Genomic DNA, 21,379 nt, shown 5'->3' on the forward strand with positions numbered 1-21,379 from the left:
GATGACGCATGATCCGCGCTGTATTGATTTCCCTCACGCTGGGCCTGGCTTCCACGGTGTCAGCAGAGACCAAGGTCCCGCAATCGCAAGCCGAGATTTCTATGGGCTTTGCGCCTTTGGTGAAAGAAGCGGCGCCGGCAGTGGTTAACATCTTTGCCAAGCAGATTGTGCAGGTGCGTCAGAGCCCGTTCACGGGCGATCCGTTTTTCGACCAGCTGTTTCGCGGGTTTGGCACGCCACAGCCGCGGGTGGAGAACTCGCTGGGCTCGGGTGTGATCCTGTCTGAGGACGGCATTGTGGTGTCCAACTATCACGTGGTTGGTATGTCGACCGACATTCGCGTGCAGTTGAATGATCGCAGTGAGTACACCGCCGAGGTGCTTCTGGCGGATGAAGAGAGCGATCTGGCCATTCTGAAGCTGAAAGATGCCGAAGGGCTGCCGTTTTTGCAGTTCCGTGACAGTGACAATGTGGATGTGGGCGAGTTGGTTATGGCGATTGGCAACCCGTTTGGCGTGGGGCAGACCGTGACCAGTGGGATCGTCAGCGGGTTGGCGCGGTCCGGCGTGGCGACGGGCAATGCGCGCGGCTATTTCATTCAGACCGATGCGGCGATCAATCCGGGCAACTCTGGTGGTGCGCTGATTGACATCAACGGTGATCTGATCGGGATCAACACCTCGATCCTGACGCGCTCCGGTGGGTCCAACGGGATTGGTTTCGCCATTCCGGCCAATCTGGTGGCGCAGTTTGTGGATCAGGCGCGGGAAGGCTTTGATGATTTCCAGCGTCCCTGGGCGGGTATGTTTGGCCAGCCAGTGGATGCGGACATGGCGGAAGGTTTGGGGCTCGATCGTGCGGGCGGCATCGTGGTCTCGGCCATGCATGAGGTCAGCCCGTTCCTGGCGGCGGGTGTCGAGGCCGGTGACGTGATTGTCGCGCTGGATGGCCAGCCGGTGAACACGCCGGCGGAGATGATTTTCCGCATGTCGGTGGCCGGTCTTGGCAGCGATGTTGCGGTTGAGACTTTGCGGGATGGAGATGTGGTGACGCGCTCCGTGAAAATGGATGTGGCGCCGGATGTGCCGAGCCGTGACACCATCGAGACCGGTCGGAAGTCGGCGATCCCCGGAATGGTGATCTCCAACATCAATCCGGCGGTGTTGGGTGAATATGGCCTGCCATTGAGCCTGGAAGGGGTGATGGTGGAAAACCCCGGTGAGATAGGTGCGCGGTTGGGCATTGGGCCGGGCGATGTGTTGCGTGTGATCGACGGCACAGAAATCCTCACCACAAAAGATGCGGACAAAGCTTTGCGGGATGCGCGCAAGCGGCTTACGTTGGAGGTCCAGCGCGGCACCCAGCGGGTGGTGATGCGCTTTAGACTGTAAGGACTTCTGGGCGCACGATGGCCGACCTTTTTGACACCACTCCGGCGGACATTCCTGCGGCTGAGCCGGCGGGCGAAGCACCGCGACCGCTTGCGGATCGGCTGCGGCCAAAATCTTTGTCCGAAGTGATTGGGCAGGAGCAGGTGCTGGGGGCGGAGGCGCCTTTGGGTGTGATGCTGTCCTCAGGGTCGTTGTCGTCGCTGATCTTCTGGGGGCCGCCCGGTGTCGGCAAGACCACGATTGCAAGGCTGCTGGCGGATGAAACCGAGCTGCATTTTGTGCAGATCAGCGCAATTTTCACCGGTGTGCCCGAGCTGCGCAAAGTGTTTGAGGCCGCGAAGGTGCGGCGGGCGAACGGCAAAGGCACGTTGTTGTTTGTGGACGAGATCCACCGCTTCAACAAGGCGCAGCAGGATGGGTTTCTGCCGTACATGGAAGACGGCACCATCCTTCTGGTGGGCGCGACCACGGAGAACCCGTCGTTTGAGCTGAACGCGGCGGTGCTGTCGCGCTCGCAAGTCTTGGTGCTGGAGCGGTTGGCGCTGGGTGATCTGGAGCGTTTGGCGCAGCGGGCGGAGAAAGAGCTGGACAAGCCCTTGCCCTTAGATGGTCCGGCGCGGGAAGCGCTGTTGGAGATGGCGGATGGCGACGGGAGGGCGTTGCTCAACCTGATCGAGCAGGTCATGGCCTGGAAAGTGGATAGCAAGCTGGACACCGATGCGCTGTCCACCCGCTTGATGCGGCGGGCGGCGAAATACGACAAGTCCGGCGATGAGCATTACAACCTGATTTCGGCACTGCACAAATCGGTGCGCGGCTCTGATCCGGAGGCGGCGCTCTACTGGTATGCGCGTATGCTGGAAGGCGGCGAAGACCCGCGGTTCCTGGCGCGGCGGCTGACGCGGATGGCCTGTGAGGACATTGCTTTGGCTGATCCGCAGGCACAGAGCGTGTGCCTCAGTGCTTGGGAGACCTATGAGCGTTTGGGCAGTCCTGAGGGCGAATTGGCGCTGGCGCAGGCGGTGATTTATCTGGCGCTCGCGCCTAAGACCAACGCGGGCTATGCGGCCTATAAGGCAGCGCGGGCTTTGGCGAAGAAGACCGGTTCCGAGCCGCCGCCCAAACATATCCTGAATGCGCCAACCTCGTTGATGGCGGATCAAGGCTATGGCGATGGCTACCAATATGACCATGATGCCGAGGACGGGTTCTCGGGGCAGAACTACTTCCCGGAAGGCATCAAACGGCCGGTGATCTATACGCCGGTTGAACGGGGCTATGAGCGCGAGTTGAAGCGACGCATGGAGTATTTTGCCAAGCTGCGCACCAAACGGAACGGGTAGGGGGCAGCCCCCGTCGCCATATTGGCGACTCCCCCGAGGTATTTAGGGAAGAAGAAAGCGGTTTTCTTGACATTGCGAGGCAAAGCGCAGAGAGACGCGTGATGGTTTTAAACGTGGCATATGTGGCTTTGGGCGGCGCGGTGGGCGCGGCGTTGCGCTATCTGCTGGGCATCGGTGTGGTGCGGCTGGTGGGGCAGGGCTTCTGGAATGGCTTCCCGCTGGCGATCATCACAGTGAATGTGATTGGCTCCTTTCTGATGGGAGCCTTTGTGGTGTTGGCAGCGCAACGTGGCCTGACACACCTGTCGCCATTGGTGATGACCGGGCTGCTTGGAGGCTTCACAACGTTTTCGGCGTTTTCGCTGGAAACTGTGAACCTGATGGAGCGCGGGGCCTTTGGCGCGGCGGCGTTTTATGTGGCTGTTTCGGTGATTGGCGCGGTGGGCGCGCTGATGCTGGGCATGGCCGTGACAAGAGGATTGCTGGCATGAGCCGGGTACAGACAGTGACCGTTGCAGACGGTGAAGGCGATCAACGGTTGGACCGGTGGTTCAAGCGCAAGTTTCCCCATGTTGGGCAAGGGCAGATCGAGAAGATGTGCCGCAAGGGCGAGATCCGAGTGGATGGTGGCCGGGTGAAGGCCAATACCCGTGTGGAGGAAGGCCAGAGCATTCGCGTGCCGCCCCTGCCGTTGCCGCATGAGGTGGCGCAGCGGGAAAAGACGCGGGCTGTGACCAAGGTCAGCAAAGCTGACGCCAAAATGATGCTGGACAGCGTGATCTACAAAGATGACGAGATCATCGCAATCAACAAGCCCGCAGGCTTGCCCACACAGGGCGGCAGTAAACAGACGCGGCATGTGGATGGTCTGTCTGTGGCGTTGCAGTTTGACTATGAAGAAAAGCCGCGCCTTGTGCATCGGTTGGACAAAGACACTTCTGGGGTGTTGCTGCTGGCGCGCACGCGGGCTGCGGCGAAAGCGCTGACCGAGGCGATGCGGCATAAGCAAACCCGCAAGATTTACTGGGCCGTGGTGGCCGGTGTACCAACGCCGTATCTGGGCGAGATCAAATACGGGTTGGTGAAAGCGGGCGGCCATGGGGCGCGGGGCGAAGGCGAGAAGATGATTGCGGTGCATCCGCGGGAAGTCGACAGCACGCCGGGCGCAAAGCGCGCGATCACGCAATATGCAACGCTGTACCGTGTGGCCGGTCGGGCCTCTTGGGTGGCGATGGAGCCGATCACCGGCCGGACACACCAGCTGCGCGCGCATATGGCGGAGATCGGGCATCCGATTATCGGTGACGGCAAATATGGTGGGTCCGGTCAGGAAAACCTCGGCGATGGCTGGGGCGCAAAGCTGGGTGGGATGATTTCCAACAAGTTGCACCTGCACGCGCGGTCTATGACCTTTATGCATCCAACCAAGGGCAAAGTGGTGACAGTGACCGCCGACTTGCCGGAGCATATGGCGCATACCTGGGAGACCTTTGGCTGGTCCGAAGACCTGGCTGCGGACGACCCGTTTGAGAGCCTGCGCTAGGGTTTTGTCATCTCTCATTGGATTTGGCGCGTAAGTGAAGTCGTGGCATGCTGAGGCATTCCGCGACTTTTTTACTTTGCACGTCATTTCGAGAGGAGAAGCCCATGCCGGCTGTGTCGTTTTCCCATATTGGCATCACCGTGCCCGATCTGGATCGGGCGGTTGAATTCTATACCAAAGCCTTTGATCTTTACCTGCTCATGCCACCTTCAGAGGTTTTGCAGGATAATAGTGCGATTGGCGAGATGTGTGACGACGTGTTCGGCGCAGGCTGGGGGCGGTTTCGGATTGCGCATCTGTCCACCGGAGATGGGGTGGGCATTGAGCTATTTGAATTTCCCAAGACCGACGACAGCAAGCCGCCGTTTGATTATTGGAAGCCGGGGATTTTCCACTTTTGCCTGCAGGACAGCGATCTGGAGGAGCGAGTAAAACGCATTGAGGCGCTGGGCGGGAAGCAGCGGATGCAGCAGGTACGCTACTACTATCCAGATCAGAAACCATATCGCATGGTCTATTGCGAGGATCCGTTTGGAAATCTGGTGGAACTCTACAGTCATTCTTATGAGCTGACCTATTCCTCGGGTGCCTACGCCGACGATGCTTGACCTCTGCGCGCGTCCGTGGTGAAGCAAGCGCCACAGAACGCGCGGAGGGCTTATGCGGCTCAAACTGGTGATTTTTGACGTGGACGGCACGCTGGTGGACAGCCAGGGGCTGATCATCGAGGCGATGAACTTTGCCTTTGAAGGGGAAGGGCTGGCGCCGCCAAGCCGCGAAGACACGCTGTCGATTGTGGGCCTGTCGCTGGACGTGGCGATGTTCAAGCTGTTGCCGGAGGCGGATGCGGCGCTGCGAGCGCGTTTGGTGGACGGCTATAAACAGGGATACATGCAGCGGCGCGCCGAGACAGGTGTGGCCCAGTCGTCGCCGTTCTTTTCTGGCGCGCGCGATGTGTTGGAACGGCTGCGGGCCCAGGACGATGTGTTGCTGGGCGTGGCCACAGGCAAGTCACGGCGCGGGCTCGACAAGTTGATTGATGGGCATGGCTTGCTGGGCATGTTTGTGACCACGCAAGTGGCCGATGACCATCCGTCCAAACCTCATCCGTCGATGATCACAACAGCGCTGGCGGAAACCGGTGTGGATGCGCGCGACGCGGTGATGATTGGCGATACAAGTTACGACATGGAGATGGCCGCTGCTGCTGGCGTGGCTGGCATTGGTGTGGGCTGGGGCTATCACGCGCGGGATGCGCTGGGCGCAGCTCACCGTATCGTTGAGGATTTTGCGGCGCTGGAAAACGCGCTGACACAGATTTGGGAGGTTCAGCCATGAGTGAATGGGCCAAGAAACGGTTTTGGAAAGAGACAACCTACGAAGCCACAGAAGGGGGCTACAAAGTGTTGTTGGACGGGCGCGGGGTAAAAACCCCGGCCAAGGCGCCGCTGGTTGTGCCCACCGAGGCGATGGCACAGGCTGTTGTCGCCGAATGGGATGCGCAGGACGAGAAAATCGATCCGACCAGCATGCCAGTCACCCGGTCTGTGAATGCGGCGATCGACAAGGTTGCGGTGCAGCATGGGGAAGTGGCGGATATGTTGGCGGAATACGGCGGCAGCGATTTGGTCTGTTACCGCGCCACCACTCCCGAAGAGTTGATCGCCCGTCAGTCGGCGGCCTGGGACCCGCTTCTGGACTGGGCGGCAGAGGCATTCGATGCCCGTCTGAAGCCTGTCGCTGGGGTGATGTTTGCGGCGCAGGATGCCGACGCGTTGAGCAAGCTCAGCGAGAAAACACACAGCTTCAACAACTTCGAGTTGGCTGCGTTCCATGATCTGGTGGGCATCTCCGGATCGCTGATCATCGGATTCGCCGCAACCTGTGATTTGCACCCGATCGAAACGCTTTGGGAACTCTCCCGAATCGACGAGCAATGGCAGGAAGATCAGTGGGGACGTGACGAGGACGCCGCTGAGGAAGCCGAGAAGAAAAGGCAAGCGTTTATGCACGCTTACGCCTTCTTCAAGCTGAGCAAAGACTGAGCGATTTGCATGTAAAACAAGGTCAAGAGGCTGATAGCGCAAGCATTGATAGTATTGCGTGATGGACCTCTTGACGTTTGGCGATGAATGCGACCAAACTGAACACCGATGTGAGGGGGGTGTAATCTCTGAACATCTACTTTCGGTCTAACATGACCAAAAACCACCCGGGATAGGGTGGACAACAGGAAGAGGTAAAAATGAAAAAATCCGTAGTTTTCGGTGCACTGACAGTTGCTGGCCTGGCGGCCGGTGCAGCTGCTGCTGGCACGCTTGACGATGTTAAAGCGCGCGGCAAGCTGAACTGTGGTGTGACCACCGGTCTGGTTGGCTTTGCTGCACCTGACGCAAACGGCGAATGGATGGGGTTCGACGTTGGCGTATGCCGTGCAGTGGCAGCCGCTGTACTGGGCGACCCGAAAGCGGTTGAGTTTGTTCCGACCACCGGTAAGACCCGCTTCACCGCGCTGGCTTCCGGCGAGATCGACATGCTGGCACGTAACACCACATGGACATTCTCCCGTGACGTAGACCTGAAGTTCACCTTTGTTGGCGTGAACTACTATGACGGTCAGGGCTTCATGGTTCCAAAAGAACTGGGTGTGTCCTCCGCGAAAGAACTGGACGGCGCGACCGTTTGTATCCAGACCGGTACCACCACCGAGCTGAACCTGGCGGACTTCTTCCGTTCCAACAACATCAGCTACGAGCCGGTGCCAATCGAAACCAACGCAGAAGCTCAGCAGCAGTATCTGGCAGGCGCATGTGACGTGTACACCACCGACGCATCCGGTCTGGCGGCGACTCGTGCGACCTTCGAAGATCCATCTGCGCACGTTCTGCTGCCAGAGATCATCTCCAAAGAGCCTCTGGGCCCACTGGTACGTCACGGCGACGACAACTGGGGTGACGTGGTTCGCTGGTCCCTGAACGCTCTGATCACTGCAGAAGAGCTGGGTGTGACCTCCGCAAACATCGGTGAGATGGCTGCAGGCACCAACAACCCAGAAGTTAACCGTCTGCTCGGCACCGAAGGCAACCTGGGCGAAATGCTCGGCCTGAGCGCTGACTGGGGCAAAAACGCCATCATGGCGGGCGGCAACTACGGTGAGCTTTTTGAAGGCAACATCGGTGAATCCACTCCGATCGGTCTGGCCCGTGGCCTGAACGCTCAGTGGACCGACGGCGGCCTGATCTACTCCCCGCCCTTCCGCTAAACACATCACGGAAAGGGCGCGGTTCATACCGCGCCCTTTTCGCATTGAAGACCCACAACAATAATCGGCCACGGCGCAACGACGCCAAAAAATAACCGGCCGACGAACGGGGAAGATCCTATATGACCACTCTGACCGACCCTCCCAAGGAGTCGTTCCGGCTGTCTATGCTGATCAACGATACGCGCTATCGCTCGTTGACGTTCCAAGCAATTGCAGCCGTCGCTCTGGCGCTGGCGATTTGGTATCTGGGCAACAACCTTATCCAGAACCTTCGGGCCGCCGGCCTCAATATTTCGTTGAACTTCATGTCTGATCCAGCCGGATATGACATCAACCAACGACTGATCGAATATGATAGCCAATCGTCCCACGCGCGGGCCGCGCTTGTTGGGATTCTGAACACACTTCTGGTGGCGTTCCTGGCTTGTATCACCGCAACAATTTTCGGCGTCGTCGCTGGCGTGTTACGCCTCTCCAACAACTGGCTCGTGTCCAAGGTGATGGCGTTTTATGTGGAAATCTTCCGCAACATTCCTGTGTTGATCTGGATTCTGATCATCTACACGATCATGACAGCCGTGATGCCGGGACCTCGGGAGTTCCGTGGCGATAACGCGACCTCCAGCATGGTGCTGGATCTTTTTGCCTTCACCAACCGTGGGATCTATGTCCCGATGCCATTCTTTGAGAATGGCCTTTTTGGCAATGCCACGTTGAACTGGGTGCTGGTGCTGTTGGTGGCCTGTGGGTCCTGGTACGCCGCGCGTACTGTGAACCACCGCGCAACGAACATTCAGGCGGACACCGGTGTGCGTCCAAAGACCCTTTGGATCAATCTGGCGATCTGGCTGGTGCCGTTCATCGCGCTGATGTTCATCATGGGGCTGACCTGGGAAGTGCCGGCGCTGAAAGGCTTCAACTTCAAAGGTGGTATCAAAATTGGTGGTCCGCTGATCGCACTGTGGTTCGCGCTGTCGATCTACACCGGTGCCTTTATCGCAGAGAACGTCCGGGCCGGTATTCAAGCTGTCTCCAAGGGACAGACCGAGGCCGCGGCAGCGTTGGGTCTGCGTGCAAACCGCGTAATGAACCTCGTGATCCTGCCACAGGCGCTGCGTGTGATCATTCCGCCATTGATCTCCAACTATCTGAATATCACCAAGAACACCTCTTTGGCCATTCTGGTTGGCTATGCCGACATCACCGCGACTTTGGGGGGCATCACGCTCAACCAAACCGGCCGCGCGATTGAGTGTGTGCTCTTGATGATGCTGTTCTATCTCTCGGCGTCGCTGCTGATTTCGATGGTGATGAACATCTACAACTCTTCTGTGAAACTTAAGGAGCGCTGAGTATGTCTGACTCTCAAAACAACTCTGTCGCTTTTGTTGCCACAGAAGTGATACCAGAAAGCCCGCCGCCTGCGCGCGAAACGGGTGTGGTCAAGTGGCTGCGGGAGAACCTGTTCTCCAGCGTGACCAATGGTGTTCTGACTGTTGTGGCGCTGTACCTGATTTTTCAGGTGCTGGCTGCGATTTTGCCTTGGATCTTCAACGGCATCTGGACAACCAACTCTTTGGCCGAATGTCGCGAAATCTTGCAGGGTAAAACAGGGGCATGTTTCTCGGTTCTGACCGAGCGTTGGCACCAGTTGATTTATGGCTTCAAGTATCCACAAGAGGAATACTGGCGTCCGAATCTGGCCTTCCTGCTGATGCTGGTGGCGATTGCGCCGGTGCTGTTCTTTGATCTGCCGCGCAAGCTGTTGATCTTCACTGCGCTGTACCCGTTTGTGGCCTTCTGGCTGATCTGGGGGGGCACCATTCTTGCGCCTCTGGTTGCGCTGGTGGGCTTTGTTGTAGCCGGTGTGTTCTTCCAGGTCTTTGGTCGCAGCAGCTTTGCTCTGGGCTTCTTCGGGGGCATTGTGCTCGCGTTGCTTGTCTGGGCGTTGGGTGGTTACCTGATCCCTGAGGGCGCGTCTGAAAATGCTATGCTGCTTGCGGTACCTTCCCGCGATCTGGGTGGCTTCATGCTGAACCTGATGCTGGGTGTGACCTGTGTGTCGCTGTCTATTCCGTTGGGCATTGCACTCGCGTTGGGCCGTCAGTCTGACATGCCGCTGATCAAGGGCATCTGTGTGGTCTTCATCGAGTTTATCCGTGGGGTGCCGCTGATCACGCTGCTGTTTGTGGCGTCGGTGATGCTGGCATACTTCTTCCCGCCGGAAAGCACAGTCGACCTGTTCCTGCGTGTGGTGATCATGATCACCATGTTCTCCGCAGCCTATATTGCTGAGGTGATCCGTGGGGGCCTGGCCGCCTTGCCGAAAGGACAATATGAAGCCGCAGACAGCCTTGGCCTGGACTATCCACAAGCCATGCGCCTGATCATCCTGCCGCAAGCGTTGAAGATTTCGATCCCCGGTATCGTGAACGTGGCCGTGGGCCTGTTCAAAGACACCACGCTGGTATCGGTGATCTCGATGTTTGACCTGGTGGGTATGATCCGTGGGCCAATCCTCGCCTCCACCGAGTGGAACGGCGTGTATTGGGAGCTCTTCGGGTTTGCCGCGCTTCTGTTCTTCGTCGTCTGCTACGGCATCTCTCAATATTCCCAGTGGCTTGAGCGCAAGCTGCACAAAGGCCACTAAGAAGGAGTTCACAATATGTCTGAACTTATGTCTGATCGCGAAATCGACCGCTCCAAGATGCATGTGGGCAGCGAAGTCGCCATTCAAATCTCCAACATGAACAAGTGGTACGGGTCTTTCCACGTGCTGCGCGACATCAACCTGACCGTCAACGAAGGTGAGCGGATCGTGATTGCGGGGCCATCCGGCTCCGGTAAATCGACCCTGATCCGCTGCATCAACCGTTTGGAAGAGCACCAGTCGGGCGACATCATCGTGGATGGAACAGAGCTGTCCAACGACCTCAAGAACATCGACAAGATCCGCTCCGAGGTTGGCATGTGCTTCCAGCACTTCAACCTGTTCCCGCATCTGACGATCCTTGAGAACTGTACGCTGGCGCCGATCTGGGTGCGTAAAACGCCCAAGAAAGAAGCCGAAGAGATCGCGATGCACTTCCTTGAGAAGGTGAAAATCCCGGATCAGGCTCTGAAGTATCCGGGCCAGCTTTCCGGTGGTCAGCAGCAGCGTGTGGCGATTGCCCGTTCGCTTTGCATGAAGCCGCGCATCATGCTGTTTGACGAACCTACCTCGGCGCTTGACCCGGAGATGATCAAAGAGGTGCTCGACACCATGATCGAACTGGCGGAAGAAGGCATGACCATGCTTTGCGTGACGCACGAGATGGGCTTTGCCCGTCAGGTGGCGAACCGCGTGATCTTCATGGACCAGGGTCAGATCGTGGAGCAGAACGAGCCGGAAGAGTTCTTCAACAATCCGAAGAGCGAACGGACCCAGTTGTTCCTGAGCCAGATTCTGGGTCACTGATCCCGAATACAGATCAAAAAGAAGGCCGGGCATTTGCCCGGCCTTTTGCGTTTAGCTATGGCTTTCAAACACTTCCGTGCGGCCATCCGGGTGGATCAGCAGGGTGTCATAGGGCTCCACCTCACCGCCCATTTCCATGCCGGGAGAGCCCATGGGCATGCCGGGAACCGTGATGCCGCGGGCACTGGGGCGTTCGGTCAGAAGGCGGCGGATGTCGGAAGCGGGCACGTGGCCTTCGACCAGATAGCCGTCGATCAAGCCTGTGTGGCAGGAGGAGGTCTCGTCCGTTAGGCCCAGGCGGGCTTTGATGTTCCAGAGCTGTTCATCCGGAATGGCGTGGCTTTCTACAAGGAACCCTTCGGCGCGCAGGTGCTCTTCCCAAGCGCCGCAGCAGCCGCAGGTGGGAGATTTCACAACCTTAATGGTGGGGGTGTCGGCCATGGCGGGCAGACTGGCGAGAGGCAGGCTGGCGGCGGCCAGCAGAAAGGCGCGGCGGTGCATGAGAGGCTCCTTGAATGCTGTTGTTGGACAGATAGGCAGCAGCAAGCGGTGCTGCAATGCGCTGGATCAAGTGGCGTTTGTTTGAGTGGCGATGATCTCGCGCGGGATTGCGAAGTCCACAATGGTGCCTTGGGAGAATTGAACCTCTGCCCAGTTCGCAACGTCAAAGTGGATCACAGTTGTGGCGCAGGTTGGGTAGTCGGAGAACCGCGGGTGGGTGGCCGGTTTCTTGGACAACATTTCAGCGAAATAGGCGATACCCGGATTGTGACCAAGCATCAGGATGGTGTCGGCCTGTGCGGTTTGCAGGACACGCAACATGACGTCTGCACCTGCGTGATAGAGGGCATCCTCGTAGCGGGTTTTGGCCGCAGTGATGCCTAGTCGGGCATAGGTCTCGCGGGTGCGCTCTGCGGTGGAACAGAGCAGTTCGTCGGGCAGGTAGGTTTTGTCTTTGAGCCACTTGCCCATAGCCGCGGCGGAGGTGCGGCCGCGTGCGTTGAGGGGGCGGGCGTGGTCCGGTTGCAAAAAGTCGTCCCAGCTTGATTTGGCATGACGCATCAGGATCAGGGTGCGGCTCATGGATGAAAGGACCTCATATGCAATGCGGATTGGGCGTCTGTACGTTTGGCTTTGCCTGAGTGTGGACAGGCGCGGCGGGCAATGCAACCGCGGGACATGCAGTCGGAGCCATCCTTGGTGTCCAGGAAAGCGTGGCAGGCGGCGATATTGTATCCGGAGTCTGCGCTGAGGGCGTCCACCGGACAGGCCGTGGTGCATGGGGCGTCACAGGTGAGGCAGGGAGATTGTGTACCCTGTTGAGGTATTGGAATTTCTGTCGGCAAGATCAGCGCGCCGCGTAGAGAAATCATCAGGCCCACTTCGGGGTGCGCCATCATGCCAACGGGGCTTTGGTAGAACCGTCCGCTGTCCAAGGCCCAGCGGATGAATGGTGGGTAGGGTGGGCCGTCGGAGGGGAATTGGCATGTTCCGTCAAAGGTTTGGGCGAGGTCTCCAACGACGCGTTTGGACCACCGGTCGACGGGGTGCTTATTGCCGTCCAGAAATTCCGGCGACGCGCTGAACGCGGCCCAGAAATCCGGGCCGGTGCCAAAGAGCACAATGGTTTTGCCGTCCTCACGCAGCGCGCCCATGGTGATCAGGCCCGCGTTTGCGGCGGCGGTTTGAATGGCATTCAGCGTCATTTTGCGCGGAACGGGAGGCGCAAGCTCCAGGAAAGTTTGGTAGGGCGGGCGTCTTGCCATTCTAGTCCGATGGTCATCTTATCATGTCCTGCACGGGGTTGCGCGATATAGGTTCCCAGCGCACGGTCCCAGATCGACAGGGCAAAGCCATAGTTGCTGTCGTGCTCGTCTCGATGCACCGAATGATGCACACGATGCATGTCCGGTGTGACCAAAACAAGTCGGATCAAGCGGTCGAGTTTGGCGGGCAGGTGGATGTTGGCATGGTTGAACAGCGCGGTGCCGTTGAGCAGGATTTCAAACACCAGCACGGCCAGCGCGGCGGGGCCAAGTAGGTAGATCAAACCGATTTTTAGACCCATCGACAGGGCAATTTCCACCGGGTGAAAACGAATGGCGGTGGTGACGTCGAAGTCTGGATCGGCATGGTGTACCCGATGCAAGCGCCACAGGAGCGGGACCTTGTGGGTGATAAGGTGTTGCAACCAAATGGCAAAATCCAGGATAAGAATTGCCAGGATGACCTCAATTGCGACGGGGAGTTTCAAGGTGTTGAACAGGCCCCAGCCGTTGGATTGGGCATCGGAGGCTGCGCCCACAGCGAGCAACGGCAAGGCGATGGCCAACGCCCGCAGAGTTAAGGTGTTGAGGACAGACAGCCCCCAGTTGGTCATCCAGCGACGGGATTTGGACCAACTCAGCGGTCGACGTGGCGCCAAAGTTTCGATCCCGGCGAGCACGATGAAGAGCCCGAAGAAAACGCTCAGACGGATCAGTAGCTCGTGTTGCATTGAGAGGCATCCATAGTGGTGGCCTCTCAATATATTTATTTTTCAGAATGTGAAAAGGGGTAGTGTTAATCGCCCCGGATCATCGAGCCTGCACCATGTTCGGTGAAGAGCTCCAGCAGGCAGGCGTTGGGGGCGCGGCCGTCGAGAATGACCACAGCGCGCACGCCTTTTTCGATGGCCGCGAGAGCTGTTTCGGTCTTGGGAATCATACCGCCCGCAATCACACCTTCTTCGGTAAGGTCTCGGATTTGTTGTGCTTTTAGCTCTGTTAGAACCTCACCGTCACCGTTCTTAACGCCAGCGACATCGGTCAGCAGCAGTAGGCGATCCGCTTCCAGGGCGCCGGCAATGGCGCCGGCGGCAGTGTCCCCATTGATGTTGAAAGTTTCGCCGTTGCGACCAGCCCCCAAAGGCGCGATTACCGGGATGGTGTCATTGGCAAAGAGCTCGTGTAGAATCGATGGGTTCATGTCGGCCGGGGTGCCGACAAAACCGAGGTCTGGGTTGGTTTGGTCACAGACGATCAGGTTGGCGTCTTTGCCGGACAGGCCAACCGCCTTGCCGCCCTGACGGTTGATGGCTTGCACAATGCGTTTGTTGACCACACCGGACAAAACCATCTCCACCACTTCGACGGTGGCGGCGTCGGTGACGCGTTTGCCGTTCACAAAATCCGATTTGATTTCAAGGCGTTCCAACATCGCGTTGATCATCGGGCCGCCGCCGTGCACGATCACCGGGTTGATGCCCACTTGGCGCATCAGAACCACGTCACGGGCAAAATCATCCATGGCTTCGTCACTGCCCATGGCGTGACCGCCAAGCTTAATAACCACGGTCGCACCGGTGTAGCGCTGCAGGTAAGGCAGGGCTTGGGACAGGGTGCGGGCGGTGGCGATCCAATCGCGGTTCATATCTTGTGTCTTCATTTTGCAGGCCTCTTTGTCAGAGCGTGTTAACCGCTCTTGTCAGGAGTGCCAAGACGTACCGGAGGGTTGAAGTGCCGATTTGGTAAAAAGAGGGCAAATTAACCCGATTTGGAACATCGGTATTGCGTCGGCATCACGACTGTTTTGTGGAGGTGGGGCCGTTTGTTAACAGCGATGTCTTAACGCGCGTGCACGGTGGGCACGGAGGAGGGGACAAAATGCGGGGTTAGTTCTTTGATCACTAGATCGGTCACCCCGTCCTCAAACAGGTCCTGAAAGTCATGTAAGGCATCACTGTTCAGGAAGTGCTGCCAGTCGCGGCGGCTTTCCCAGCGATGGAACAGAATGAACTGTCCCGGGTCGCCCGTGCCAGTGTGGATGTCAAAACGCAGGCAGTTTTGCTCGTTCAGCACCCGTTGGGCGAGGCGCAGCAGGCCCTCGCGCACGCGGGCGCGGTTGGGCGAGTCGAGATAAAAAGACGCCATAATGGTGACGGTCATCTGAAAGCCTTTGCCGATTCTTTGCAGACAGCGGTAATGCGCCAAGCCTGCGTCGGAAAAGTTTACTTAACAGTGAAAGAAAATGGGGGGCTTGCCGGAAATCCGCGACAATTTGATAGATGCCGGTTGGGCGGCGTTTAACTCGCCAGTGCGAAGCAGGTGGGGCGGCGTGGGCGCAGGGGGGCCTGTTTGGCCACGGTGAGGTCTGACAGCAGGCCGTACACTTCCGTTTGAAACGCAAAATGCGCCTCGGAGTTGAGGTAGGCTTTCCAGGCCGCAGCATTGTCCCATTTTTGTTGGATGTGGAACTCGGACGGGGAATCCGCAAGGGTTGTGGCGACATAGCTGATGCAGCCAGGCATATTGCAGGCCCGTGCAGCCAGCGTTTTTAAGGCGCCCGCCACGTGATCTGCGTCACGCTCATCTGTTGAGAAGGAGACCACCACTGTCTCTCTCATTGATCCACTCCATACCGAAAAAAACGGTTTCACCCCGAAACACATTCGACGGGATGGATATAAAATTAGTGTACAAATGGTAAAGGCACAGAGTGTCTTAGATTTTAGACAATCTGTTTGCAGTTGCGCGAACGTGTAACGTGTTCAGGGGGTTACTTGCGTGGGGCGTGAAGTTTACGTAGCGCCCACTTCAGATCGCCTTGCAGGGTTTTGAAGTCGCGGCTGGCGGTTTCGTCTTTGCGGCCGATCAAAACGTAATCCCATCCGGCATGGCCGTGGATTGGGAGAATCGCGCGGGCGACTTCGCGCATCCGGCGCTTGGCGCGGTTGCGGGCGACGGCGTTGCCAACTTTCTTGGAACATGTGAAGCCGACGCGGATGACGGAAGGATCGACGTTCTCGTCATCACGGCGTTTGCGAGCCTGGATCATCATCGCCTTGGTGCCCTGCTTGCGGGCACGGGCGGCGGCGAGAAACTCGCTGCGTTTTTTCAAGACGGGCAGGGCTGGCTGCGGACAAACGGAAACCGCCGGAGACGTTGTCCCGTTGGAGGCTGAGCCTTCCTGTGGGGTCTCCGGCGGTGTCATTTTTTCCAAACGGCCTGTTCAGGCAGTCGTGCGCTTATGCGCTCAGCGACTTACGACCGCGTGCGCGGCGTGCGTTCAGGATCTTGCGGCCAGCTTTGGTGGCCATGCGCGCACGGAAGCCGTGGCGGCGTTTACGAACCAGGTTCGAAGGTTGGTAGGTGCGTTTCATCGCTCCGTCTCCGTCATGTTGTTTCAGTGGGCCCCGGCGCGAGATTCGCGGTGCCTATCTATTCGAAGACCGGTCTTTAGACGGGCCTGCGGGATAAGTCAAACGTCAGATGGGGGATTTTTGGCAAAAAGGCAAGGAGGACGCGGATGTTTGGAGGAAGAGGGCAGCGCCCGACCCCGGGTGGGTGCTTGGGACCGTGGTTGGAGGCGTAAGGCAGGCCGAGACTTGTAACAATTGAAGGGGGCGCTTGAACGCAAATGCGCCCTCCTGTGGGGAGGGGCAGGCGCGGACCGGGCCAGCTGGCCCGTCCCAAAGGGGTGTTTGTTACGGTTAACCACGAATTCCTCACGAATCGTGGCGTCGTGATCAAGCGCCCGTGAGGTCTCTGTTGTTTTACCAATACGTCAGCCATGTTGGGGTAAGACCAAGAAAACGGATCAAAGATGTCTGACGTGACGGATACTTCGCAAGAAACCAAATCCAAATGGGCGCGTATGTTGCCGCTCGCGGCGCTTGTCGTCGGGGCTGGGCTGGGCGCTTATGCCTTGGGCGACTACCTGAGTTTTGAAGCCTTGCGCGACAATCGCGAGATGCTGATTGCCTACCGCGATGCGCACTACGCGCTCGCTGTGGTGGTGTTTATGGCGATATATGTGGTGATCGCGGGGTTCTCCCTGCCCGGGGCCACGATAGCGACGCTGACCGGCGGCTTTTTGTTTGGCACCTTCCCAGGCGTGTTGTTCAACGTCGGGGCGGCGACCATTGGGGCCACTGTGGTGTTTCTGGCCGCCCGTTGGGGGCTTGGCGACCGGTTGGCCGCGAAGATGGATGCCAGCGAAGGCAAGGTGAAAGCGATCAAGGACGGGATTGATGAAAACCAGTGGTCGATGCTGTTCATCATCCGTCTGGTGCCTTTGGTGCCGTTCTTTGTGGCCAACTTAATTCCCGCGTTGGTGGGCGTGTCGCTGTGGCGCTATGTGGTGTCCACCTTCCTTGGCATTATTCCCGGTGGGCTGGTCTATACCTCTGTTGGCGCCGGATTGGGCGAAGTGTTTGCCCGTGGCGAGACGCCGGATTTGGGCATCATTTTTGAACCACATGTGTTGTTGCCGATCCTTGGCTTGGCGGCGCTGGCGTTTCTGCCGGTTGTGCTCAAACTCATTCGCGGCAAAGAGGCGCTGTAATCATGGAACAGATCAAGACGGACGTGCTGGTCATCGGGGCTGGCTCTGGTGGGTTGTCTGTGGCGGCTGGGGCAAGCCAGATGGGCGCCAGCGTGGTGCTGCTAGAAGGTCATAAGATGGGCGGGGATTGCCTGAACTTTGGGTGCGTGCCCAGCAAGGCGTTGTTGGCAAGCGCCAAGATGGCGCATCAGCAAACCAAGGGCCAAGCGTTTGGCGTGTCCGATCAGGTGCCGCAGGTGGATTATGCCGCGGCCAAGGCGCATGTGGCGGATGTGATATCGCAGATTGAGCCGATGGACAGTGTGGAGCGGTTTGAAGGCTTTGGCGTGCGGGTCATTCAGGAATACGGGCATTTCATCAGCCCAAAGGTGGTGCAGGCCGGAGACCATCAGATCACGGCGCGCCGGGTGGTGATTGCCACTGGGTCCAGTCCGCTGGTGCCGCCGATTCCCGGTTTGGATCAGGTCGACTATCTGACCAATGAAACCCTGTTTGAGATGACCGAGACGCCGGAGCATCTGTTGATCATTGGTGGCGGGCCGATTGGTTTGGAGATGGCGCAAGCGCATGTGCGGCTGGGCATCAAGGTCACGGTGATCGAAGGCGCCAAGGCGCTGGGTCGGGATGATCCAGAGATGGCGGCGATTGTGCTGGAGCGGCTGCGCGGCGAAGGCGTGGAGATTGCCGAAGACGCGATGGCGAAGACGGTGACGCAGACAGATGGCGTGATCACGGTTGAGGCGCAGGATGGGCGCAGTTTTAGCGGATCACATCTGTTGGTGGCCGTTGGGCGCAAGGCCAATATGGACCGCCTCAACCTCGAGGCCGCTGGGATTGAGACTCACAAAACCGGGATTTCGGTGGATGCCTCTCTGAAGACCACCAATAAGAAGGTCTATGCGATTGGCGATGTCGCCGGCGGGGCGCAGTTTACCCATGTGGCGGGCTATCAGGCGGGGGTGATCATCCGCTCGATGCTGTTTGGATTGCCGGCCAAAGCGCGCACGGATCACATTCCTTATGCGACCTACACCGACCCAGAACTGGCGCAGGTTGGATTAACCGAGGCGGAGGCGCGGGCGCAGTATGGCGATAAGCTGACCGTGACGCGGTTTGAGAGCCACCATAACGACAGGCTGATTGCCGAGCGCAATGCCTATGGGCTGATCAAAGCGATGGTGGTCAAGGGCCGTCCGGTGGGCGTGTCAATTGTCGGGCCACAGGCCGGGGAGCTGGTCAATCTGTGGTCGCTGGTGATTGCCAATAAGCTGAAGATGAGCGCTGTGGCTGGCATGGTGTCGCCCTACCCAACGGTGGGCGAAATCAACAAGCGGGTTGCAGGGGCCTATTTCTCGCCGCAACTGTTTGATAATCCTAAGGTGAAACGGGTGGTTGGCTTGGTGCAACGCTGGCTGCCGTAACCAGAACGGTCGCGAAACATGCTCAACACGCTATCAGGTCGGTTCCTGATCCTGACGGTCATCTTTGTGATGCTGGCGGAAATCCTGATCTTTGTGCCGTCGATTGCACGTTATCGGGAAGATTACCTGCTGCTGCGGCTGGAGCGGGCGCAGATTGCCTCGCTTGCGCTTCTGGCAGACGACATGATCGATACGGAGCTGGAGCAGGAGCTGTTAAAAAACGCGGGCGTGTATAACGTGGTGCTGCGGCGCGATGAGATGCGGCAGTTGATCCTGAGCTCTCCCATCCCGGAACCGATCAGCGCGACCTATGACATGCGCAGCGCCACGGCGAGCATCTTGATCAAAGATGCGATGATGCAGCTGTTTGAGACTCGCAACCGTGTGGTGCGGGTGATTGGCGCGCCGGTGCAGGACGCCGGGCTGCTGATCGAGGTGACGATGGACACCGAAGAGCTGCGCATGTCGATGATCGACTATGGCGTGCGCATTCTGGCGCTGTCGGCGGTGATCTCTGTGGTCACGGCGTTTTTGCTGTTCCTGGCGGTGCGGGCGATTTTGGTGCGCCCCATCAAAGGTGTGGTCGGCTATATGCAGACCTATGCCGCAGCGCCTGAGGATGCGCGCAGCCTGATTAAGCCGCAAGCCGGTGTGACGGAGCTGCGTGAGGCGGAAGAGGCCTTGTTGGCGTTGCAGACAGAGCTGACCGCCTCACTCAAACAGCGGGAGCGCTTGGCGCAACTGGGTGGCGCGGTGGCTAAAGTGAGCCATGACCTGCGCAATATCCTGACCTCGGCGCAGCTGTTCACCGACCGCATTGAAAGCAGTGAAGACCCGCTGGTACGGCGGTTGGCGCCGAAACTGGTGAACTCGATCACCCGCGCGGTACATCTATGTGAAAGCACTTTGGCTTTTGGCAAGGCAGAGGAGCCTGCGCCGACGCTGACGCGGTTTGCGTTGAGCGAGACCGTGGGCGATGTGATCGCCTCAGAACGGCTGGCTGTGGAAGACTACGACCTGAGCTTTGGTGAGGATATTCCGGCGGGCATGATGGTGCGGGCCGATCCGGAGCAGATGTTCCGGGTGGTGAGCAATCTGGTGCGCAACGCGCGGCAGGCGATTGTGGCAAGCGGGCAGCCGGGTGAGATCGCGGTGAGCGCCACGGAAAACGACGACTCATGGCTGATCACGGTGAAAGATACCGGGCCGGGCTTGCCGCCCAAAGCGCAGGAACACCTCTATCAGCCGTTCCAAGGCGGGATTCGCAAAGGCGGGTCCGGTTTGGGGCTGGCCATTTCCTCAGAATTGGTGCGCGGACACGGCGGAATGCTGACTCTTTCAGAGACCGGCGCGGCCGGAACAACCTTTGAAATATGCCTTCCGAAAGGGGAAGTGGCGATAAAATGATTTTTCTTCGTTTTAGCCCTTGCGCCCCCTGAGAGTTCACTTTAAACCGCCCCTCACACCGCGCTCTGGTAGCTCAGCTGGATAGAGTACTTGACTACGAATCAAGGGGTCGGGGGTTCGAATCCTCCCCAGAGCGCCACTATCCTCCCCACAGAATAGTGACATATCCAGCTTCCATACATTGACGTTTTGAGCCCTGTTTTGCAGGCGGTTTTGCGTGTGATTTGCCTTTGGCTTGATGTCTAGGACAGGTCCACTTCGGGAATCATTTGCTTCAGACGCTCGCCGGCAAAATCCAGAAAGGCGCGGACTTTGGGGGCGACCAGTTTGCTTTGCGGGTAGACCAGATGCACGGCCTCTGGTGGCGGCATGTAGGTGGGGAGAATCGGCACGAGCTCGCCGCGTTTGAGCTGGTCTGCGACCATATAGGAGAGCGCCATGGTGATGCCTTCGCCCGCAGTGGCGGCGGCGAGGGCGGTGGTGGCGTCGTTGACCTCAAAGCGCGGCGCCAACTGCACGTGGCCGCGGGTGGTGCCGGATTTATAGTGCCAGTCGTGGCCGGGCATGATGCCGGTGAAGCCAATGATGGCGTGCAGTTTCAGATCTGCGGGAGTTTGCGGCGTGCCGCGCCGCGCGAGGTAGTCTGGGCTGGCGACAAACAGGCGGCGCACGTGGCCGAGGCGTTTGGCCATCAGGTTTGAGTCCGGCAGGTTGCCGATGCGGATGGCGACGTCGATGCCTTCCTCCACGAGATTGGTGACCCGATCCACGGCGATCAGGGACACGGACATGCGCGGGTGCGCCTCCAGGAAAGCGCGTACCACCGGGCCTGCGATCAGGCGGCTGAAGGTCATGGAGCAGGACACGGTGAGGTGACCCTGGGCGATGCCCATTTGCCCCACGGCCTGTTTTTCCGCATCGTCAATTTCCGAGAGCAGGCGGCGGGTGGCCTCCAGAAAGCTGCTGCCAGCTTCGGTCAGGGAGAGTTGTCGGGTGGAGCGGGTCAGCAGTTGCACGCCCAAGCGGGCCTCCAGCGCGTTCATTGTACGGGTCACGGCGGGCGGGGACATGCGCAGTTTGTTGGCGGCCTGCACAAAGCTGCCGGTGTCATTGATGGCCGCGAAGACCTCCATCTGTAGGATGCGATCCATTTATTCCACTCTCTGTAATAGTGACTTTCAAGATCGGCATATTCTTCCGGAATAGCAAGGCCGCTATCTGTCCTCTT

General features: G+C 58.6%; 24 protein-coding genes and 1 tRNA gene. 15 read left to right on the forward strand and 10 right to left on the reverse strand.

Annotated features, from left to right (window positions below; genetic code table 11):
* Positions 1 to 8: 8 nt before the first annotated feature.
* The 11 genes from SIB92_RS18690 (at position 9) to SIB92_RS18740 (ending at position 10,999) form a co-directional block, all read left to right on the forward strand.
* Positions 9 to 1,391 (forward strand): trypsin-like peptidase domain-containing protein, encoded by a 1,383-nt coding sequence (locus SIB92_RS18690; protein ID WP_412553438.1) that lies wholly within the window; start codon positions 9 to 11, stop codon positions 1,389 to 1,391.
* 17 nt (positions 1,392 to 1,408) lie between these two features.
* A complete protein-coding gene (locus SIB92_RS18695) occupies positions 1,409 to 2,734 on the forward strand; it encodes a replication-associated recombination protein A (RefSeq protein WP_412553439.1) in 1,326 nt (441 codons plus the stop codon).
* A gap of 101 nt (positions 2,735 to 2,835) precedes the next feature.
* A complete protein-coding gene (gene crcB, locus SIB92_RS18700) occupies positions 2,836 to 3,225 on the forward strand; it encodes a fluoride efflux transporter CrcB (RefSeq protein WP_412553440.1) in 390 nt (129 codons plus the stop codon).
* Positions 3,222 to 4,277, forward strand: a complete 1,056-nt coding sequence (locus SIB92_RS18705; RefSeq protein WP_412553441.1) for an RluA family pseudouridine synthase — start codon at positions 3,222 to 3,224, stop codon at positions 4,275 to 4,277. Before crcB ends, SIB92_RS18705 begins: the two co-directional genes overlap by 4 nt.
* Before the next feature lie 104 nt (positions 4,278 to 4,381).
* Positions 4,382 to 4,885 carry a lactoylglutathione lyase family protein gene (locus tag SIB92_RS18710; RefSeq protein WP_412553442.1) on the forward strand — a complete coding sequence of 168 codons (504 nt, stop codon included), beginning with the start codon at positions 4,382 to 4,384 and terminating at the stop codon, positions 4,883 to 4,885.
* Between the two features lie 52 nt (positions 4,886 to 4,937).
* Complete coding sequence (locus SIB92_RS18715) at positions 4,938 to 5,615, forward strand: HAD-IA family hydrolase (RefSeq protein WP_412553443.1); 678 nt, start codon at positions 4,938 to 4,940, stop codon at positions 5,613 to 5,615.
* Complete coding sequence (locus tag SIB92_RS18720; RefSeq protein WP_412553444.1) at positions 5,612 to 6,322, forward strand: ATP12 family chaperone protein; 711 nt, start codon at positions 5,612 to 5,614, stop codon at positions 6,320 to 6,322. Before SIB92_RS18715 ends, SIB92_RS18720 begins: the two co-directional genes overlap by 4 nt.
* 200 nt (positions 6,323 to 6,522) lie before the next feature.
* Positions 6,523 to 7,539, forward strand: a complete 1,017-nt coding sequence (locus SIB92_RS18725; protein WP_412553445.1) for an amino acid ABC transporter substrate-binding protein — start codon at positions 6,523 to 6,525, stop codon at positions 7,537 to 7,539.
* A 122-nt stretch (positions 7,540 to 7,661) separates the two neighbouring features.
* On the forward strand, positions 7,662 to 8,894 hold the full coding sequence (locus SIB92_RS18730; RefSeq protein WP_412553446.1) for an amino acid ABC transporter permease: 1,233 nt from the start codon (positions 7,662 to 7,664) through the stop codon (positions 8,892 to 8,894).
* 2 nt (positions 8,895 to 8,896) lie between these two features.
* Positions 8,897 to 10,192, forward strand: coding sequence for an amino acid ABC transporter permease (locus SIB92_RS18735; RefSeq protein WP_412553447.1), 1,296 nt, complete (start codon positions 8,897 to 8,899; stop codon positions 10,190 to 10,192).
* 15 nt (positions 10,193 to 10,207) lie between these two features.
* Positions 10,208 to 10,999, forward strand: a complete 792-nt coding sequence (locus SIB92_RS18740; RefSeq protein WP_294116215.1) for an amino acid ABC transporter ATP-binding protein — start codon at positions 10,208 to 10,210, stop codon at positions 10,997 to 10,999.
* A gap of 51 nt (positions 11,000 to 11,050) precedes the next feature.
* Here SIB92_RS18740 and SIB92_RS18745 read toward each other — a convergent pair whose 3' ends face one another.
* The 9 genes from SIB92_RS18745 to rpmH all read right to left on the reverse strand — a co-directional run bounded on the left by SIB92_RS18745 (position 11,051) and on the right by rpmH (position 16,139).
* A complete protein-coding gene (locus SIB92_RS18745) occupies positions 11,051 to 11,500 on the reverse strand; it encodes a DUF411 domain-containing protein (protein ID WP_412553448.1) in 450 nt (149 codons plus the stop codon).
* Positions 11,501 to 11,566: 66 nt separating this feature from the next.
* Positions 11,567 to 12,082 (reverse strand): SixA phosphatase family protein, encoded by a 516-nt coding sequence (locus SIB92_RS18750; protein WP_412553449.1) that lies wholly within the window; start codon positions 12,080 to 12,082, stop codon positions 11,567 to 11,569.
* Positions 12,079 to 12,705 carry a ferredoxin gene (locus tag SIB92_RS18755; protein ID WP_412553450.1) on the reverse strand — a complete coding sequence of 209 codons (627 nt, stop codon included), beginning with the start codon at positions 12,703 to 12,705 and terminating at the stop codon, positions 12,079 to 12,081. The genes SIB92_RS18750 and SIB92_RS18755 overlap by 4 nt, the downstream gene beginning before the upstream one ends.
* Positions 12,702 to 13,496 (reverse strand): sterol desaturase family protein, encoded by a 795-nt coding sequence (locus tag SIB92_RS18760; protein ID WP_412553451.1) that lies wholly within the window; start codon positions 13,494 to 13,496, stop codon positions 12,702 to 12,704. Before SIB92_RS18760 ends, SIB92_RS18755 begins: the two co-directional genes overlap by 4 nt.
* A gap of 65 nt (positions 13,497 to 13,561) precedes the next feature.
* The gene (argB, locus tag SIB92_RS18765) at positions 13,562 to 14,425 is read right to left on the reverse strand and encodes an acetylglutamate kinase (protein WP_412553452.1); all 864 of its coding nucleotides are present in this window, start codon (positions 14,423 to 14,425) and stop codon (positions 13,562 to 13,564) included.
* A 179-nt stretch (positions 14,426 to 14,604) separates the two neighbouring features.
* A complete protein-coding gene (locus tag SIB92_RS18770) occupies positions 14,605 to 14,925 on the reverse strand; it encodes a putative quinol monooxygenase (protein WP_412553453.1) in 321 nt (106 codons plus the stop codon).
* Positions 14,926 to 15,062: 137 nt separating this feature from the next.
* The gene (locus tag SIB92_RS18775; RefSeq protein WP_412553454.1) at positions 15,063 to 15,383 is read right to left on the reverse strand and encodes a putative quinol monooxygenase; all 321 of its coding nucleotides are present in this window, start codon (positions 15,381 to 15,383) and stop codon (positions 15,063 to 15,065) included.
* A 152-nt stretch (positions 15,384 to 15,535) separates the two neighbouring features.
* The gene (gene rnpA, locus SIB92_RS18780; protein ID WP_412553455.1) at positions 15,536 to 15,970 is read right to left on the reverse strand and encodes a ribonuclease P protein component; all 435 of its coding nucleotides are present in this window, start codon (positions 15,968 to 15,970) and stop codon (positions 15,536 to 15,538) included.
* A 34-nt stretch (positions 15,971 to 16,004) separates the two neighbouring features.
* A complete protein-coding gene (gene rpmH / locus SIB92_RS18785) occupies positions 16,005 to 16,139 on the reverse strand; it encodes a 50S ribosomal protein L34 (protein WP_005980833.1) in 135 nt (44 codons plus the stop codon).
* A 443-nt stretch (positions 16,140 to 16,582) separates the two neighbouring features.
* Between rpmH and SIB92_RS18790 the strand changes: the two genes are divergently transcribed.
* The 4 genes from SIB92_RS18790 to SIB92_RS18805 all read left to right on the forward strand — a co-directional run bounded on the left by SIB92_RS18790 (position 16,583) and on the right by SIB92_RS18805 (position 20,290).
* Positions 16,583 to 17,323, forward strand: a complete 741-nt coding sequence (locus SIB92_RS18790; RefSeq protein ID WP_412553456.1) for a TVP38/TMEM64 family protein — start codon at positions 16,583 to 16,585, stop codon at positions 17,321 to 17,323.
* Positions 17,324 to 17,325: 2 nt separating this feature from the next.
* A complete protein-coding gene (locus tag SIB92_RS18795; protein ID WP_412553457.1) occupies positions 17,326 to 18,744 on the forward strand; it encodes a dihydrolipoyl dehydrogenase family protein in 1,419 nt (472 codons plus the stop codon).
* Positions 18,745 to 18,762: 18 nt separating this feature from the next.
* The gene (locus SIB92_RS18800) at positions 18,763 to 20,151 is read left to right on the forward strand and encodes a sensor histidine kinase (protein WP_412553458.1); all 1,389 of its coding nucleotides are present in this window, start codon (positions 18,763 to 18,765) and stop codon (positions 20,149 to 20,151) included.
* Between the two features lie 62 nt (positions 20,152 to 20,213).
* Positions 20,214 to 20,290, forward strand: a tRNA-Arg gene (locus SIB92_RS18805).
* A gap of 103 nt (positions 20,291 to 20,393) precedes the next feature.
* Here SIB92_RS18805 and SIB92_RS18810 read toward each other — a convergent pair.
* Positions 20,394 to 21,302: a LysR family transcriptional regulator gene (locus SIB92_RS18810; RefSeq protein WP_412553459.1), complete on the reverse strand. Its 909-nt coding sequence runs from the start codon at positions 21,300 to 21,302 to the stop codon at positions 20,394 to 20,396.
* Positions 21,303 to 21,379: the final 77 nt, after the last annotated feature.

The organism is Shimia sp. MIT1388, from assembly GCF_047124445.1.
Classification (GTDB): domain Bacteria; phylum Pseudomonadota; class Alphaproteobacteria; order Rhodobacterales; family Rhodobacteraceae; genus Shimia.

Excerpts from the sequence above, each read along its gene's own strand:
- SIB92_RS18810 (WP_412553459.1), bottom strand. The coding sequence starts at position 21,302 with ATGGATCGCATCCTACAGATGGAGGTCTTCGCGGCCATCAATGACACC.
- crcB (WP_412553440.1), top strand. The coding sequence starts at position 2,836 with ATGGTTTTAAACGTGGCATATGTGGCTTTGGGCGGCGCGGTGGGCGCG.
- SIB92_RS18730 (WP_412553446.1), top strand. The coding sequence starts at position 7,662 with ATGACCACTCTGACCGACCCTCCCAAGGAGTCGTTCCGGCTGTCTATG.
- SIB92_RS18775 (WP_412553454.1), bottom strand. The coding sequence starts at position 15,383 with ATGAGAGAGACAGTGGTGGTCTCCTTCTCAACAGATGAGCGTGACGCA.
- SIB92_RS18710 (WP_412553442.1), top strand. The coding sequence starts at position 4,382 with ATGCCGGCTGTGTCGTTTTCCCATATTGGCATCACCGTGCCCGATCTG.
- rpmH (WP_005980833.1), bottom strand. The coding sequence starts at position 16,139 with ATGAAACGCACCTACCAACCTTCGAACCTGGTTCGTAAACGCCGCCAC.
- SIB92_RS18755 (WP_412553450.1), bottom strand. The coding sequence starts at position 12,705 with ATGACGCTGAATGCCATTCAAACCGCCGCCGCAAACGCGGGCCTGATC.
- SIB92_RS18735 (WP_412553447.1), top strand. The coding sequence starts at position 8,897 with ATGTCTGACTCTCAAAACAACTCTGTCGCTTTTGTTGCCACAGAAGTG.
- SIB92_RS18750 (WP_412553449.1), bottom strand. The coding sequence starts at position 12,082 with ATGAGCCGCACCCTGATCCTGATGCGTCATGCCAAATCAAGCTGGGAC.
- SIB92_RS18795 (WP_412553457.1), top strand. The coding sequence starts at position 17,326 with ATGGAACAGATCAAGACGGACGTGCTGGTCATCGGGGCTGGCTCTGGT.
- SIB92_RS18740 (WP_294116215.1), top strand. The coding sequence starts at position 10,208 with ATGTCTGAACTTATGTCTGATCGCGAAATCGACCGCTCCAAGATGCAT.
- SIB92_RS18715 (WP_412553443.1), top strand. The coding sequence starts at position 4,938 with ATGCGGCTCAAACTGGTGATTTTTGACGTGGACGGCACGCTGGTGGAC.
- SIB92_RS18725 (WP_412553445.1), top strand. The coding sequence starts at position 6,523 with ATGAAAAAATCCGTAGTTTTCGGTGCACTGACAGTTGCTGGCCTGGCG.
- SIB92_RS18770 (WP_412553453.1), bottom strand. The coding sequence starts at position 14,925 with ATGACCGTCACCATTATGGCGTCTTTTTATCTCGACTCGCCCAACCGC.
- SIB92_RS18790 (WP_412553456.1), top strand. The coding sequence starts at position 16,583 with ATGTCTGACGTGACGGATACTTCGCAAGAAACCAAATCCAAATGGGCG.
- rnpA (WP_412553455.1), bottom strand. The coding sequence starts at position 15,970 with ATGACACCGCCGGAGACCCCACAGGAAGGCTCAGCCTCCAACGGGACA.
- argB (WP_412553452.1), bottom strand. The coding sequence starts at position 14,425 with ATGAAGACACAAGATATGAACCGCGATTGGATCGCCACCGCCCGCACC.
- SIB92_RS18695 (WP_412553439.1), top strand. The coding sequence starts at position 1,409 with ATGGCCGACCTTTTTGACACCACTCCGGCGGACATTCCTGCGGCTGAG.
- SIB92_RS18705 (WP_412553441.1), top strand. The coding sequence starts at position 3,222 with ATGAGCCGGGTACAGACAGTGACCGTTGCAGACGGTGAAGGCGATCAA.
- SIB92_RS18800 (WP_412553458.1), top strand. The coding sequence starts at position 18,763 with ATGCTCAACACGCTATCAGGTCGGTTCCTGATCCTGACGGTCATCTTT.
- SIB92_RS18745 (WP_412553448.1), bottom strand. The coding sequence starts at position 11,500 with ATGCACCGCCGCGCCTTTCTGCTGGCCGCCGCCAGCCTGCCTCTCGCC.
- SIB92_RS18760 (WP_412553451.1), bottom strand. The coding sequence starts at position 13,496 with ATGCAACACGAGCTACTGATCCGTCTGAGCGTTTTCTTCGGGCTCTTC.
- SIB92_RS18720 (WP_412553444.1), top strand. The coding sequence starts at position 5,612 with ATGAGTGAATGGGCCAAGAAACGGTTTTGGAAAGAGACAACCTACGAA.
- SIB92_RS18690 (WP_412553438.1), top strand. The coding sequence starts at position 9 with ATGATCCGCGCTGTATTGATTTCCCTCACGCTGGGCCTGGCTTCCACG.